This window comes from Ureibacillus sp. FSL K6-2830, from assembly GCF_038004145.1.
GTDB classification, from domain to species: domain Bacteria; phylum Bacillota; class Bacilli; order Bacillales_A; family Planococcaceae; genus Ureibacillus; species Ureibacillus thermosphaericus.
Genome location: NZ_JBBOQR010000001.1, coordinates 2,171,569 through 2,186,184, shown reverse-complemented (window position 1 = coordinate 2,186,184; position 14,616 = coordinate 2,171,569). Strand labels below are relative to the sequence as shown.

Below are 14,616 nucleotides of genomic sequence, written 5' to 3'. Positions count from 1 at the left end.
TTTTACAGACAAATTTCTTGACTAAAATGAAAGTAGCACGAAATGGTATCAAAATCAATTATTTGGATAGGTAAAACCTAACTAATATCATTCGTTTGCAATAAAGAAGTTGATTGTCCAATACGGCCTTGTGCCATCAAAGGCTACCCCCGTAAAAGCGTGTGTATATTGCTTAAATAAAATGTTTTCCCGATGCCCTTTACTATTCATTAACGCTTCATGAGCATAAATCGTGTTATATGCACCTGCTGCTAAGTTTTCTCCTCCACCATGGATAAAATTCATACCGTCAGCAAGCATTCGCTCTAGAGCATTTTTTCCGTCGCTACCTGTATGAGAAAAGAAATGATTTTTGACCATATCCATACTATGTTTTCTCGCCGTTTCCCTATATTGTTGTGCGCTTTTTAGCGGTGGTACTCCAAAAATGACCCGCGCTTGATTCATTAGCTCAACCATTAAATTTTCAAAGCCTTCTTGACGAGCTTCCACGCGATAATTACCATAAAAACCTTCTTTTTTCATCTCGTATTCTTCTTCTATCCAAAGTATTGATCTCACTACATCACTTTGGAATTGATCAAAAAAGAAAGTAACATATTTACCTTCAATTAAGTAGATTGCATGTCCATCATCTTTTGCTAAAATATAAGGCGTATTATTTTTTAATATTGCTTCAATCCCTTTCCCATAAAGCCGTAAGACGTCCTCTTTATCACTTTCTCCAATTGTAATGTCAAATAACTCCTTTCCTATAATTGTGCTGTAGAAACCAACAACTTCATTTTTTTCATTGACTCCCTCCAGCTCTAACTGTTCGTTTTTTCCGATCTGATTCCAAACAAAATCGTACTCTGACGGGAAAGTTGCTAATACATTTTTACTTGCTAGTTGCTTTTTTTCTTTAAATTTAGGTTCTTTGGAGGCTAAAATTTCATCTAATCCTGTAACTTGCATTGTTCGATAAATGAAACTAGCAAATTGGCCATTTGTTACAGGTTGATTTGGCATAAAGTAGCCGTTGCTTCCTTTCGTAATTCCTAGTCCGTATAATGTATAAATATAGTCATATGCCCAATGTCCTTCAGGAACGTCAATAAATGATGGAGTCTTACTAGAAGATTGTAAATTAAATGTATTGACTAGTATTTTTGCTAATTGAGCTCGATTTAATGATTCCTCTCCTTTAAAACGACCATGATCTCCATCAAAAATTCCTACTTCATAAGACCAAATAATAGATTCATAGTAAGGATTCGTTGATAACACATCAATAAATGGTTGCTCCTCATAATCCCTAATTTTCTTTAACTGGTCTTTGAATAATGTATGTATTACTTTTGCAACATCGCTTCTGGATATACTTTGATTAGGATAAAATTGATTCCCTTCTATATAATCATAAACGTTTAACTGATTTAAATAATTCGTGCTTTCATAATGATCATTAAACACATCTGTATCTATAAATACTTTCTCTGCATGGACATTTATAGGACTTAAAATTAATAATCCACACAGAACCAATGTATGAAGTAGAATGATAAAATGTTTCATTAATATCTTTTCCCCTTTCAAAGTCCCCGTCTGACTCTATTATAAGATTAAAAGATTGTGATTTCTGTAAATTTTTATACAAAGTTAAAAGGTAGTAATCTTTACTATGGAGATTTTAAAGTAAATAAAAAAGATGCAGTTTGCCACTGCATCTATGCATTATCAAAATGTTCTTTCTCATCAGGAGATTCTTTTCGAAACACTTCTTCTAAAAGTTCATCTCCTTCAGCTTTTACCCGTTTATTTAATTCGTCCACCGCTATCGCGTCCACCGTTTGCATGTCTTCATGCAAATCAAAAAGGCTGATATTATCTGATGGTACGCGGTCGGGTTTTTCTTCATAAGGCATTTCAGCAAATCTCTTTTTTGATTCTGGAAGCGATTCTTTTTTCATATCAACAACACACTCCTTTTTTGTAGTATGTGTTGATTGTGCTTCTTTATTCAAAATCAACGTCACGCCATTAAATAATCCAATTTTTCAGCAAATGTCACATTATTTGGATTCCATTTTCTAATTGGACATTGATACACTTTATAAGGCAAGCCAATTGCTCTTACGAATTCTACAAATTTCCCATCAAACCAAGGTGGAGTCCATGCTCCCGAACGACAAATATGAATAACATTCGTTTTAATTCCTTCATATAAATCTTCAAACTTCAAATATTGAATATTAAAAGCTTTATTAATTTCATTAAAAAATTCTGGTTTTTCTTTTGTAAAAGGACTGTAAATAATATATGCTTTTTGAATTATTCGATTTTGCAAAAGTTTTCCAAGCCAATTTGCACAGTTAACGTTAAATTGTAAGGAAGCAAGTCCTCCATAGCCTAAGTCAGAATGAGCATCAAATAGATATACTTCATCGACTTCAAATTTTTCTGCAATTTTGTAAGATAACGCATGAGAATCTGACACATATATTCTCACTTGCTGATCCCATCGGAAAATTTGTTTAATTTTATTCCAGAATTGATCGACATCTTTTGAAAGAAAAAAAGACTTTTCAAAATCTTTCCCAAAAGATTTGTATTGGAAGTATTTTTTGTACCATAAGTCATGAATAGTTCTTTTATTTTCAACACTTGAAGTAATTTCTTGATTTTCAGCGGAAATAAAATAGTCCCAATCAATTGACAACAAACTTGCCACTACTATCCCCTCCAAAAACCATATAAGTGTTGACAATAAAATCGTAATACTCAAAAAATTAAATTTCAAACAATCCCTCTATTTTTTGAAAAAATAGACAAATTTTTAGAGAGTATGCTTGTATTTTGATAGAATGATAAATATAGAAAAGGAGGTATCTTGTAATGTATGATGTAGCCATTATCGGTGCAGGACCAGCTGGAGGAAGTGCTACAATTTTTACTGCAAAGGCAGGTAAAAAAACAGTTATTTTAGATAGCGACCAAGGTGTTACAAAACGCGCAATGCTTTACAATCACTACGGCGTTAAAGAAATAACAGGTCCAGAATTAGTGAAAACGGGAATTGAACAAGCGAAAAACTATGGTGCTGAACTAATCGAAGCAAAAGTAACTGGTATTTCCAAAACAGACAAAGGATTTAAATTGCAATATGAGAATGGTGAAGTGGAAGCGAAACATATCATCCTTGCAACTGGATTTTTAACAGACTTAGCTGAAAGTGTTGGATTAGCAACAAAACCTGGCACTGAGCCAAGAGTTAAAACAATTTTTGATGTGGACAATGAAGGCAGAACAAATGTAGAAGGGATTTGGGCTGCAGGTACTTGTGCAGGTGTGAGTGTCCATACAATCATCACTGCTGGCGACGGTGCAAAAGTGGCAATCAACGTCATTAGCGAATTAAACAGCGAACGTTATGTTGATCATGATGTTTTGAAATAAGTTTAAAGAACCCTTTAAGTTAAAGAGGCTGTCTAAAAATTGATGTTTAGACAGTCCCCTTGCAATAAAAATTGTGGAAACTGGTTTCTACACATAAGCAAAGATCATATTATGATGATGTAGAAGTGGAGGAGTCTGGAAAGTTTTCTAGGCTCCTCTTTTTTCTACTAGTTTATATGTAATTTTATTAATCTGCCTATCTGCGGATATTAGTCATTCGCGGGAATTTATTAGCCATTCGGAGCACGATATTAGTCAAGTTCAGCCATATATTAGCCAACGGGAAAATTTTGGGCTTCCAGTTTGCGGATATTAGTCATTCTCGGAAACTTATTAGTCATTCGGAACATGATATTAGTCAAGTTCATCCATATATTAGCCAACGAAAAAATTTTGGGCTTCCAGTTTGCGGATATTAGTCATTCTCGGGAATTTATTAGCCATTCGGAGCACGATATTAGTCAACTTCATCCATATATTAGCCAACGAAAAAATTTTGGGCTTCCAGTTTGCGGATATTAGTCATTCGCGGGAATTTATTAGCCATTTGGAGCACGATATTAGTCAAGTTCATCCATATATTAGCCAACGGGAAAATTTTGGGCTTCCAGTTTGCGGATATTAGTCATTCTCGGAAACTTATTAGTCATTCGGAACATGATATTAGTCAAGTTCATCCATATATTAGCCAACGAAAAAATTTTGGGCTTCCAGTTTGCGGATATTAGTCATTCTCGGGAATTTATTAGCCATTCGGAACATGATATTAGTCAAGTTCAGCCATATATTAGCCAACGAAAAAATTTTGGGCTTCCAGTTTGCGGATATTAGTCATTCTCGGGAATTTATTAGCCATTCGGAGCACGATATTAGTCAACTTCATCCATATATTAGCCAACGATACTCAACCATATTGGTACTTCCGCAAAACTTGATGTATAGATAGAGGGTTTCCTGTAAAGGCTATAACGCCAACAGGAAACCCTTTCTCTATTCCTCTTTAGGCTTTTCTATAGTGCCATCAGCGAATTGGGCAAACCTGCCCGCATTCCTTTCGTTAACGGGATCCGGTCTATCCCATTTCCAGCCTCCAAATTTTGTCTTATTATATTCGGCAAAAGTGGCATAAATCTCTTCTTTTTTATTCATTACAAACGGGCCATATTGGGCAATCGGTTCATTTATAGGTTCTCCTTCTAAAAGGAGTAAGGAGCTGTTTGTATTACCGTTGTGGATAACAATTTCTTCATCTCCAACAAGTTTACAACGGTAAGAAGCTTGAATTGTTGCCCCTTCAATTTGAATTGTATTGCCTTCGTAAAAATATAAGTTCCTGTTAATAGTACTTGATACTTTAGGCAGTGTAAATGTTGCTCCTGGTGCCATATGTATCAAATAAATTCCTACATGATGCGACTCTTCTCTTGCCCATGAAGCTAAATTTGGCTCTAATGCTTTGATGCCGTACATTTCACCCGCAATAATTTTTACTGTTGTTTTGTTGCCATTGTTAAGATTCTCAATTACAGGTATATCTTCTTTCCAAAACATTCGATATTCCGGTTCTGCCTTTTTTCCATTTCGGTCTAGGTTTAACCAAATTTGAAACAATTCAAGTGGATTCGACTGTTCTCTATTCACAAGCGGAAACATTTCTGAATGTTGGCACCCCTTGCCCGTCGTTAGCCATTGAACATCGCCGCTAGCATAGCGACCAAAACAACCTTTAGAATCAAAATGATCAACAACACCTTGAAGAACAATCGTTACTGTTTCAAATCCTTTATGGGGATGAGCGGGAAATCCCGGAACTGATTTTCCATGATACATACGAAATCCATCTTTTAATTCAAAATCTTCCCCTAAGTTTCTTCCTGCTAACCTCTCTTTGTCTACCCCTTGTTCATCGTTGCCTGGTGGATAATGATCTTTGTGATATACGGTTAAAATAAAAGGGCTTTCTGTAGTCCATTGCGTTCCTAATTTTTGTAAACCAATAATTTTTCGTTTTTCCATAAAAATCACCTTACTAATTTTTCCTACTATTCCCATACTAACAAATTTTGTTTTAGATAAATTATTTTATATGGTACAAAATGATGAAAAACGCCTCAAATGAAGAGGCGTTTTTTATTTTATTGATTAGACTGATTCTTTTTGTTACGTTGTTGCGGTTGGAATCCACTTTCCTCTGCAATTTCTTCTCTTACTTGTTGAATATTTGTTCCAGCCGGTGTTTTAGCAGGCGTCGGATTTGGTTGCGAATTTGGAGTTGCAAAACCGCTTTCCTCTGCAATTTCTTCTCTCACTTGCTGAATATTTGTTCCAGCTGGTGATTTCACTGGCGTCGGATTTGGTTGCGAATTTGGAGTTGCAAAACCGCTTTCCTCTGCAATTTCTTCTCTCACTTGTTGAATATTTGTTCCAGCTGGTGATTTCGCTGGCGTCGGATTTGGTTGCGGTTTATTTGGAGTTGCAAAACCACTTTCTTCTGCAATTTCTTCTCTCACTTGTTGAATATTTGTTCCAGCTGGTGTTTTACCTGGTTGACTTGGTTGAGCAAAAGTTTGGTTTCCAAAACCACCTTCTTGAGCTATTTCCTCCCGTACTTTTTGAGGATTAGTACCGAAAGTTGAACTACTTTTTCCTTGTGCATTTTGACGTTTTACTTCTTCAATATCTGTTCCAGTTTGAGTAAATCGTTTATTGTTATTAGCCATAAAAACACCTCCAAGATTGTTATGCCTTTATCATGCTAAATTTGCAGTTAATTATTCGTGTAATGTTCCGTATATTTTTTTCCAAATGGAGCACTTTATATTGAAAAAAATCTTTGTTCGAATGAATATCGTTATTAAAGGCATAGCAATAGAGGGTCTTTTTGCTTTCAACATGATTTATCATTTTCTTTTTTTCCCTTTCATACAATAGTGCATGTCCTAATGTGGAGGAATGTTCATGTACTATTTACAAAAGGGACTAGCTATTATGATTGGCAGCATTTTATTGGCAATTGGCATTAACCTTTTTCTTGCACCTTATGAAATATTGGACGGTGGGATTATCGGGCTATCCCTTATTTTGCATTATCTTTTTAACCTCAAAATCGGATTGATGGTCATTGTGTTAAGCACGCCAATTTTTATTTTGGCATGGTTCAAATATAGACGATATTTTTACAATAGTGTTCACGGTTTACTAACTTCTTCTGTAATTATCGATATTTTCAAGCCCCTTCGTTATCTCTTAGACATAGAAGCCTCTTTTGCTGCAATCATTGGTGGGATATTTGTGGGGCTTGGTATAGGCATAATGCTTAGATATGACACAAGCACTGGTGGAACTGACTTACTAGCTCAATTCATCAGCGACAAAACAAAAATCAATGTTGGATTAATTATTTTATTTATTGACTCCATTATTGTCTTGATCGGAGGGCTTTTACTATCTGCAAGCACCTTGCTGTTATCAATTATGGCCATTGTTACTGTTGGAATCACAACTAGTGCTGTAACCAGCAAAAGATAAAAGGTTTACCTTAAATTCTTTATATGTCCTCCATCGCCTTTCTTTTGAAAAAGTCAGGCTTTGTTTCTGCTAAAATGATGGCCAATAATATTAAAATTGCTCCAATAATCATTCTTCCAGTTAATACTTCACTTAAAATCAAAACAGAGAAAACCATTCCCCATAACGCCTCTGTTGATAAAATAATTGCAGTTTTTGTTTCGCTCGTATATTTTTGCGCCGTCGTTTGAAAACAATACGCGAGTGTCGTCGAGAATACTCCTAAATATAATGTGGATAAAATACCTTCCCATTCCAGTGAGAAATAGATTTCTCCTTTTCCAATGACAAAAATCCATGCAAAGAGTGCTGCTACTCCCATTTGCACAACGGTAAGCAAGATTGGATCTTCATCTTTTACATATTTGGAAGTGTAATAAATTTGATAAGCAAAGCCAAAAGCACATCCCAATGTTAGCAAATCACCTATATTAATTTTCCCCACTGATAATTGCAACGATAAAAAAGCAATTCCGATAATGGCTAAGAACGCTCCGGACATTTCAAATTTATCGATTTTTCTTTTATCCATAATTAATGCAATAAAGGGGACTATCACAACGTTAATAGCAGTAATGAAAGCATTTTTTGACGGTGTTGTATATTGTAAGCCAACCGTTTGTAATAGAAATGCCAAGTATAATAGAAATCCTAATATAAAACCTCTCAATAGAGTCGATTTCTTAATGTTTCTCAGCCTCTTATAAAATATAAAACTTAAAATTAATACACCAACGGAAAATCGAACAGCTAGTATTTGGTAAGGGGTTAAATAGTCTAACGAAATTGCGCTGAACACAAATCCGCTCCCCCAAATAATCGCTGTAGTAAAAAGCATTATTTCTCCAATATATTTACTCATAGCCGCCTCCATAAAGACATTTATAAAATCAAACATTATTTATCCATTTTAGCATGTAAAATGTACTAATTTCTAAATATTTATATTTTTGAAGAATAATGAAAAATTTCAGAACATGCATTTATTAAATAATCATTGTGGTAAAATTATGGATGGTTTATAAAGTTGAGTTCATTATGAAAGGATGTACCCCTTTTGATTCAGTCTGTCCTCTCCAATATAGCTGTAATTTTATTAATGCATTTAACCATGACCTTCATATGGGATTATCAAAAAAAAATCCCGCCTTTCTATAGGAAAGTGATTTCAATCTTTTTAAATTCTACTTGTGTAATTGTACTTTTTTATTTACCAATCCATTTAAATGAAAACTATTTCGTCGATATGCGATTAGTTCCTTTAGCCTTTTTAGCATATTTACAAGGATGGATTGCAATACCAGCATTATTAATTGCTTCTACATGGCGCTTCTTCATGGGGGGAGATGGAATGGTTCCAGGAATTTTGTATGGCATGATATTGCCGACGTTCATCGCCCTTATCTTCCACCATCGCTCAAACATCAAAAAACACTATATAGAAAAAATATTTATTGTTCTTTTATGCTGGTTCGTTTCAGATTTCCCTATTATATTTATCGTGCCGAATGGATGGGAGATTTTTAAAGACACAGCAATATTACGAGTATCCTCCATTGTTGTTACCTCAATCATTCTATATACATTCATTATGCAAGATCGACAACGCAGATTTTTGAATAGTCATCTAGAAAAAATGGCTGATGAAGATCCGCTCACAAAACTAGTAAATAAAAGAAAGTTCTATGAATTAGTAGAAGAGAAGGTAAATACTTTAAAGCCAAATCATTACATAGCGATGATCGACATTGATCATTTTAAAAAAGTAAATGATACTTATGGTCATATATTTGGAGATAAAGTATTAGTAGAAGTGGCTAAAATATTAAGAAAATATGAGTGCAAAAATTTAGTCGTTGGTCGCTTCGGTGGAGAGGAATTTATTGTATATATAGGAGAATCGGATTTGATAACTGCTAAAAATATACTGGAGGACATGCGAAAAGATATTAAATATACTTCCTTCCCTTATAGCACCGTTGAGAAAGTTAACATCACAGTTTCGATTGGCTTATCACAATTTAAGGGCGAAATGAATTTAATAGAAACAATTTATCATGCGGACCAAAACTTATACAATGCGAAAAGAAATGGAAGAGATCGCCTCGTTTACTCAACATAATGACCTGGTAGACATTGCATACCAGGTCGTTTTTATTCTTCAACAATTGTTGAGTTAGCGACAATTCCTATTGTACTTTTTCCTTTTTTTGATTTTTTAGCACCGATTATACCTGGTACGAATAATATGTGTTTAGTTATTAAGGGCTGGAGGTGTTATTGTGATTCATTATGTGAGACCTGGTGAGACCCTTGTACAAATAGCAAGAGATTATCGAATCGAGTATCTAGTACTTTTGGAAAACAATCCTCAAATCACAAATCCGGATTTGTTATACATCGGTCAGCCTATTAATATACCAGGTTTGCAAGATCCAAGTACAATTCCATATGAAATCGATATTTCAATAAATAATCGTACATTATCCTTATATAATAATGGCATCTTAGTAAAAACTTATCCAATTGCTGTAGGACGAATGCTTTTTGAAACACCAACAGGAAATTTTGTCATTGTTAATAGAGCACCTAATCCAGGCGGCCCTTTTGGTACAATGTGGTTAACTCTTTCCAAAGAAAGTTATGGAATTCACGGAACGGATGATCCAAGTTCAATAGGCTATGCTGTTTCAAGGGGTTGTGTTCGGATGTTAAATGCAGACGTGGAAGAATTGGCAAGCATTGTACCAAATGGAACAGCTGTATATATTCATTATTAATTCATTGGGGGCGTCTAAAAAAACCGATGAGATGTCCCCTTATTTTGTACCATAATTAAATTATGTGGCCCGCTTATCAATACTTGTATAAAACTATTATAGTTTTTCAATCTCTAGCTACTTTGTTTCTCATTGCTTTGTTATTCACGCATAATTATCAAGATTACGCATGTTTACATTCTCGTAATTTTTGTTGGAAAAGACGAGAAGATTAATGATGAACCCAACTATTTACCGCTACCTTTTCTCGCTGATCTCGTTTAATGATAATACTAAATTTCTTATGCCAATTTTTACATTCTTCCCAAATTTCCTCAAATTCTTCTGATTCAGTATCAATGCCTCGCTCGTCCTCATAAAACACAAATTCAATAAGCGGATTGGACAAATCATCAACAATTAATTTTAAACTTAATTTATTTATAACATCTTCTTCGTCAACATCATCATCACTATATAATTCTTCATCATCATTTAATATTGACCATCCATGAATACCACCCTTTGATATTAAAGAATAGATATTATCGTTAACACTAATGGCACACTCATAAATTTCATCAAATGCATAACTTTTCTTTTTAAAGTTAGACTCAACATCTTTTCTTTTCACATAGTAAAACGTTTTTGAATAATCGTCTAACAAAATAGCTGATAAACAATCTTCTGATACAGCTCTTCGGTTATGGGGAATTCGTTCCAACTTTTCAATCGTATCCTTTTCGATTTTTTCTTGATAGCGTTTTTCTTCCTCTCGCCTTTCAATAATCCACCAAAGGAAAATTCCTAATGCAACAAAGAAAAAAATATTGTTTCCAGATTCCATCCATAAAAACAAATAAACTATTTCCAACACGCATATTATGAGAGACATTCAATATCACCTCTATTAAAGTCATTAACCAAAACTTCAATCTTTCTATTAGTTATTAAACATACTATTCGCTGAATTCTTATTTATGATTGTTAATTAGAATTTTTATCTAAATACCCCATTCGGTAAACGAAATTTATTTTGAATCCTCCATTTTCATTAGACATATTTCTCGATTAAATATAATATACTCATAGGGGTATTTAAAAATTAAAAAGGGGGAGAATATATTGAAGAATGTCATAGTTTATACGACAAATAGTTGTCCTTATTGTGTGATGGTGAAAAACTTTTTGAATCAACAACGTATTCCTTTCGAAGAAATCAATGTGGAAGCGAAGCCTGAGCTAATGTTAGAGCTAGTAAATAAAACAGGACAAATGGGGGTTCCTCAAATAGAAATCGATGGTCAATGGATTGTTGGATTTAATCCTAATGCCATTATGAATGCATTAAATAAATAAATTTATTGCCTGTATCCTTCACTAAAAGAGGATGCAGGCTTTTTCTTTTTTCTACTGTATATGAAATAAAAGAAAAACCAATACTGTTAAAAGAATTTTAATGGATTGAGGGGATGATTTTGTCATCTAAACATATGCTCTCTATATTTGCATTAGGTGGTATCAATGAGATTGGAAAAAATATGTATGTAATTGAATATGGAGATGATTTGGTTATTGTCGATTGTGGGGGGAAATTCGCTGATCGAACATTTTTAGGTGTTGATTTAATCATTCCTGACTTTACCTATCTGTTAGAAAATGAACATAAAATTCGAGGAATCATTGTTACCCACGGACATGAAGATCATATTGGTGGCATCCCTTATTTATTGAAAAAAATCAATGTTCCTGTATATGCTACACGCTTTACATTAGGATTAATTGAATTAAAGCTGAAGGAACATAAAATTTTACGGGAATCAACATTGATTGAAATTCATTCAGAATCTGAATTGAATTTTGGACAAATCCAAGCAACTTTTTTTAAAGTGAGCCACAGCATTCCTGATTGTCTAGGAATTGTATTCAATACGCCAGAAGGAAAAATTGTCCATACTGGCGACTTTAAATTTGATCTCACACCAGTGAATAAGCAATATTCACAAATTCATAAAATGGCGAAAATTGGAGATGAAGGGGTATTATTACTCATCTCTGAAAGTACAAATGCAGAACGACCTGGATCAACTCCTTCTGAAAAAGAAGTAGGCAAACATATCGAAGAAACATTCTTTAATGCATCAGGAAAAATTATTATCTCTACTTTTGCTTCCAATGTAAATCGAATTCAACAAATTGTAGAGGCAACAATCAAAACAAACCGAAAACTTGCACTTCTTGGCAGAAGTATGGTAAACGTCGTCAGCGTTGCCAAAAGATTAGGTTATATCGATATTCCTGATTGGCTGCTTATTGATGCACGTGACGTTAAACAATGGCCATCTGAAAGGGTGGTTGTATTATGTACCGGCAGCCAAGGAGAACCCCTTGCTGCTCTTTCACGTTTATCGACGAATAGCAATCGAGATGTTCGAATAGATCCTGGAGATACGGTCATCTTTGCAGCATCACCAATCCCTGGCAACGAAAAAGACGTCACCAAAATCGTTGATAACTTATTCCAACTAGGTGCCAATGTTGTTTACGGTGCTGCTAGCAAAACAGGGATGCATGTATCCGGACACGGCTATCAAGAAGATTTAAAACTAATGTTGACATTAATGAAACCGAAATACTTCATTCCGATTCATGGAGAATATCGCATGTTACATCTGCACGCTAAATTAGCCGAAGATGTTGGGGTAGATCGTAAAAATATTTTCATATTGAATAATGGCGATGTGGTGGATATTCAATTTCAGGAAGCTCGCCAGACACGAAAAATACCAGCAGGAGACGCATATGTTGATAGCTTTGGTGAAGAAGGAATTGAAGATATTGTTTTGAGGGATAGAAAACAACTTTCAGAAGAAGGCATGCTTGTCATTGTCATCACCATTAATAAGTCGGACGGTAGCCGAATTTCTGAACCTGATTCAATTTCTAGAGGGTTCGTTTATGCGAAAGAATCGGAACAACTTATTCGTAATATTAACGAAATCGCAAAAGGGGCTGTCGATGCATTTAAAGACCCGAACATTTTTGCGATGAAGAAAGCCATCAAAAAGGAAGTTGGTCAATATTTGTATGATAAAACGAAGAAAAAACCGATGATCTTACCAATCATTATACCAATATAAGGAGTGTTAACCATCATGACTAACAACCAAGAAAAACAACTTACCAATATTGAAAATGATGATACATTAACAAACCGACAAGGTCATCCAATCACAAACAATCAAAACATTCGTACGGTCGGGAATCGTGGTCCAGCTACGTTAGAGAACTACGATTTTATTGAAAAAATTAGCCATTTTGACCGGGAAAAGATACCAGAACGCATCGTTCACGCTCGTGGTGCCGGTGCACATGGTTATTTTGAAGCTTATGGTACAGTAGGTGATGAACCAGCTTCTAAATATACAAGAGCGAAGTTATTCCAAGAAAAAGGAAAAAGAACACCAGTGTTTGTTCGTTTTTCAACTGTTGTTCATGGTACACATTCTCCTGAAACCGTTCGCGACCCTCGAGGTTTTGCAGTAAAGTTTTATACTGAGGATGGCAACTGGGATTTAGTTGGAAACAATTTAAAAATCTTCTTTATTCGGGATGCAATGAAATTCCCTGATATGATTCACGCCTTTCGCCCAGACCCAGTGACAAACATACAAGATGCAAAACGATTCTTTGACTTTTGTGCAAATTCTCCTGAAACGTTTCATATGGTAACTCTTGTCTATTCTCCGTGGGGAATTCCTGCTAACTATCGCATGATGCAAGGTTCCGGAGTAAACACATATAAGTGGGTCAACAGCGAAGGAAAAGCAGTTCTTGTCAAATACCATTGGGAACCAAAACAAGGCATTAAAAATTTAACGACAAAAGAAGCGCAAGAAATTCAAGCGAAAAATTTTAACCACGCAACACAAGACTTATACGAAGCAATCGAAAAGGGAGATTACCCTGAGTGGGAACTGTTCGTCCAAATTATGGAGGACGGGCCGCATCCTGAGCTTGATTTTGACCCACTAGATTGTACTAAGCTTTGGCCAAAAGATCAGTTTCCTTGGTTACCGGTTGGTCGATTAGTATTAAATAAAAACCCAGAAAACTATTTTTTAGAAGTTGAACAAGCCGCCTTTGGAACAGGAGTACTCGTAGACGGATTAGATTTTTCAGATGATAAAATGCTCCAAGGAAGAACATTCTCTTATTCTGATACGCAGCGATATCGCCTGGGAGCTAACTATTTGCAATTACCAATAAACGCTCCAAAGAAGCGGGTTGCAACGAATCAAGAAGGCGGATTCATGCGTTATCATAATGATAAAGGCCCAAATCAAAACTTGCATGTAAACTATGAACCTTCAAGCATGGGAGGCTTAAAAGAAGCAGAGCAAGTTGGAAAAGAATATACGCCTATGATTGAAGGGAATCTCGTGCGAGAATCGATTGATCGAACAAACGATTTTAAACAGGCAGGAGAAACATATCGTAATTTTGAACAATGGGAAAAAGATGAGCTTATTAACAATCTCGTTAATGACCTATCCATCTGTCCAAAAGATATTCAAGAAAAAATGATTTCTTATGCTGAAGCTGCCGATGAAGAATATGGTAGACGTTTAAGAGAAGGTTTAGAAGCCAAAAATAAAGAAAAACATCATGAAGAAATTGCAGAAGAGTTTCATCCACTTGGCGCTTACAACGCGAAAAAAGCGGTAGAACAAGCCATTCAGAAAGGAAAAGATACAAAATCTTATTAGGACATTTCCAAAAAATAATCACCTTTCAATTGTATAGGTGATTATTTTTTCCGTTTTTCGTTTCGTCAGACGTTTTCCGAGGA

The 14,616-nt window shown here is 35.0% G+C and carries 14 protein-coding genes; 7 read left to right on the top strand and 7 right to left on the bottom strand.

The genetic code is table 11. The annotated features are described in order from the left end of the window. Positions 1-87 precede the first annotated feature (87 nt). The 3 genes from NSU17_RS10725 to NSU17_RS10715 all read right to left on the bottom strand — a co-directional run bounded on the left by NSU17_RS10725 (position 88) and on the right by NSU17_RS10715 (position 2,713). Positions 88-1,557, bottom strand: a complete 1,470-nt coding sequence (locus NSU17_RS10725) for an S-layer homology domain-containing protein (protein WP_016837913.1) — start codon at positions 1,555-1,557, stop codon at positions 88-90. A gap of 152 nt (positions 1,558-1,709) precedes the next feature. Beyond that, complete coding sequence (locus NSU17_RS10720; protein ID WP_016837914.1) at positions 1,710-1,952, bottom strand: hypothetical protein; 243 nt, start codon at positions 1,950-1,952, stop codon at positions 1,710-1,712. A 62-nt stretch (positions 1,953-2,014) separates the two neighbouring features. Then, entirely contained in the window at positions 2,015-2,713 is a 699-nt protein-coding gene (locus tag NSU17_RS10715) for a hypothetical protein (protein ID WP_016837915.1), read from the bottom strand. 164 nt (positions 2,714-2,877) lie between these two features. Between NSU17_RS10715 and NSU17_RS10710 the strand changes: the two genes are divergently transcribed. Continuing rightward, complete coding sequence (locus NSU17_RS10710) at positions 2,878-3,438, top strand: FAD-dependent oxidoreductase (protein ID WP_340704996.1); 561 nt, start codon at positions 2,878-2,880, stop codon at positions 3,436-3,438. Between the two features lie 990 nt (positions 3,439-4,428). Here the strand turns inward: NSU17_RS10710 and NSU17_RS10705 are convergent. Together NSU17_RS10705 and NSU17_RS10700 are read right to left on the bottom strand one after the other, a co-directional pair. Beyond that, a complete protein-coding gene (locus tag NSU17_RS10705; protein ID WP_340704995.1) occupies positions 4,429-5,454 on the bottom strand; it encodes a pirin family protein in 1,026 nt (341 codons plus the stop codon). Positions 5,455-5,573: 119 nt separating this feature from the next. Further along, entirely contained in the window at positions 5,574-6,158 is a 585-nt protein-coding gene (locus NSU17_RS10700) for a hypothetical protein (protein ID WP_168412216.1), read from the bottom strand. Positions 6,159-6,396: 238 nt separating this feature from the next. Here NSU17_RS10700 and NSU17_RS10695 point away from each other — a divergent pair, with 238 nt between their 5' ends. Continuing rightward, positions 6,397-6,966 carry a YitT family protein gene (locus NSU17_RS10695; RefSeq protein WP_016837919.1) on the top strand — a complete coding sequence of 190 codons (570 nt, stop codon included), beginning with the start codon at positions 6,397-6,399 and terminating at the stop codon, positions 6,964-6,966. A gap of 19 nt (positions 6,967-6,985) precedes the next feature. Here the strand turns inward: NSU17_RS10695 and NSU17_RS10690 are convergent, their stop codons facing one another. Beyond that, on the bottom strand, positions 6,986-7,867 hold the full coding sequence (locus tag NSU17_RS10690; protein ID WP_016837920.1) for a DMT family transporter: 882 nt from the start codon (positions 7,865-7,867) through the stop codon (positions 6,986-6,988). Between the two features lie 237 nt (positions 7,868-8,104). Here NSU17_RS10690 and NSU17_RS10685 point away from each other — a divergent pair, with 237 nt between their 5' ends. Continuing rightward, positions 8,105-9,127, top strand: coding sequence for a GGDEF domain-containing protein (locus tag NSU17_RS10685; protein WP_340705504.1), 1,023 nt, complete (start codon positions 8,105-8,107; stop codon positions 9,125-9,127). 160 nt (positions 9,128-9,287) lie between these two features. Beyond that, complete coding sequence (locus tag NSU17_RS10680) at positions 9,288-9,785, top strand: L,D-transpeptidase family protein (RefSeq protein ID WP_340704994.1); 498 nt, start codon at positions 9,288-9,290, stop codon at positions 9,783-9,785. Positions 9,786-9,996: 211 nt separating this feature from the next. Here NSU17_RS10680 and NSU17_RS10675 read toward each other — a convergent pair whose 3' ends face one another. After that, the gene (locus tag NSU17_RS10675) at positions 9,997-10,659 is read right to left on the bottom strand and encodes a hypothetical protein (RefSeq protein ID WP_016837923.1); all 663 of its coding nucleotides are present in this window, start codon (positions 10,657-10,659) and stop codon (positions 9,997-9,999) included. 230 nt (positions 10,660-10,889) lie between these two features. On the opposite strand from NSU17_RS10675, the gene NSU17_RS10670 reads away from it, so the two are divergent. The 3 genes from NSU17_RS10670 to NSU17_RS10660 all read left to right on the top strand — a co-directional run bounded on the left by NSU17_RS10670 (position 10,890) and on the right by NSU17_RS10660 (position 14,533). Continuing rightward, positions 10,890-11,123 carry a glutaredoxin family protein gene (locus NSU17_RS10670; protein WP_016837924.1) on the top strand — a complete coding sequence of 78 codons (234 nt, stop codon included), beginning with the start codon at positions 10,890-10,892 and terminating at the stop codon, positions 11,121-11,123. A gap of 113 nt (positions 11,124-11,236) precedes the next feature. After that, the gene (locus NSU17_RS10665; RefSeq protein ID WP_210730761.1) at positions 11,237-12,904 is read left to right on the top strand and encodes a ribonuclease J; all 1,668 of its coding nucleotides are present in this window, start codon (positions 11,237-11,239) and stop codon (positions 12,902-12,904) included. A 15-nt stretch (positions 12,905-12,919) separates the two neighbouring features. Continuing rightward, on the top strand, positions 12,920-14,533 hold the full coding sequence (locus tag NSU17_RS10660) for a catalase (RefSeq protein ID WP_096552323.1): 1,614 nt from the start codon (positions 12,920-12,922) through the stop codon (positions 14,531-14,533). The last annotated feature ends 83 nt before the right edge of the window (positions 14,534-14,616 follow it).

Excerpts from the sequence above, each read along its gene's own strand:
- NSU17_RS10725 (WP_016837913.1), bottom strand. The coding sequence starts at position 1,557 with ATGAAACATTTTATCATTCTACTTCATACATTGGTTCTGTGTGGATTA.
- NSU17_RS10720 (WP_016837914.1), bottom strand. The coding sequence starts at position 1,952 with ATGAAAAAAGAATCGCTTCCAGAATCAAAAAAGAGATTTGCTGAAATG.
- NSU17_RS10710 (WP_340704996.1), top strand. The coding sequence starts at position 2,878 with ATGTATGATGTAGCCATTATCGGTGCAGGACCAGCTGGAGGAAGTGCT.
- NSU17_RS10705 (WP_340704995.1), bottom strand. The coding sequence starts at position 5,454 with ATGGAAAAACGAAAAATTATTGGTTTACAAAAATTAGGAACGCAATGG.
- NSU17_RS10700 (WP_168412216.1), bottom strand. The coding sequence starts at position 6,158 with ATGGCTAATAACAATAAACGATTTACTCAAACTGGAACAGATATTGAA.
- NSU17_RS10695 (WP_016837919.1), top strand. The coding sequence starts at position 6,397 with ATGTACTATTTACAAAAGGGACTAGCTATTATGATTGGCAGCATTTTA.
- NSU17_RS10690 (WP_016837920.1), bottom strand. The coding sequence starts at position 7,867 with ATGAGTAAATATATTGGAGAAATAATGCTTTTTACTACAGCGATTATT.
- NSU17_RS10685 (WP_340705504.1), top strand. The coding sequence starts at position 8,105 with ATGCATTTAACCATGACCTTCATATGGGATTATCAAAAAAAAATCCCG.
- NSU17_RS10675 (WP_016837923.1), bottom strand. The coding sequence starts at position 10,659 with ATGTCTCTCATAATATGCGTGTTGGAAATAGTTTATTTGTTTTTATGG.
- NSU17_RS10665 (WP_210730761.1), top strand. The coding sequence starts at position 11,237 with ATGATTTTGTCATCTAAACATATGCTCTCTATATTTGCATTAGGTGGT.
- NSU17_RS10660 (WP_096552323.1), top strand. The coding sequence starts at position 12,920 with ATGACTAACAACCAAGAAAAACAACTTACCAATATTGAAAATGATGAT.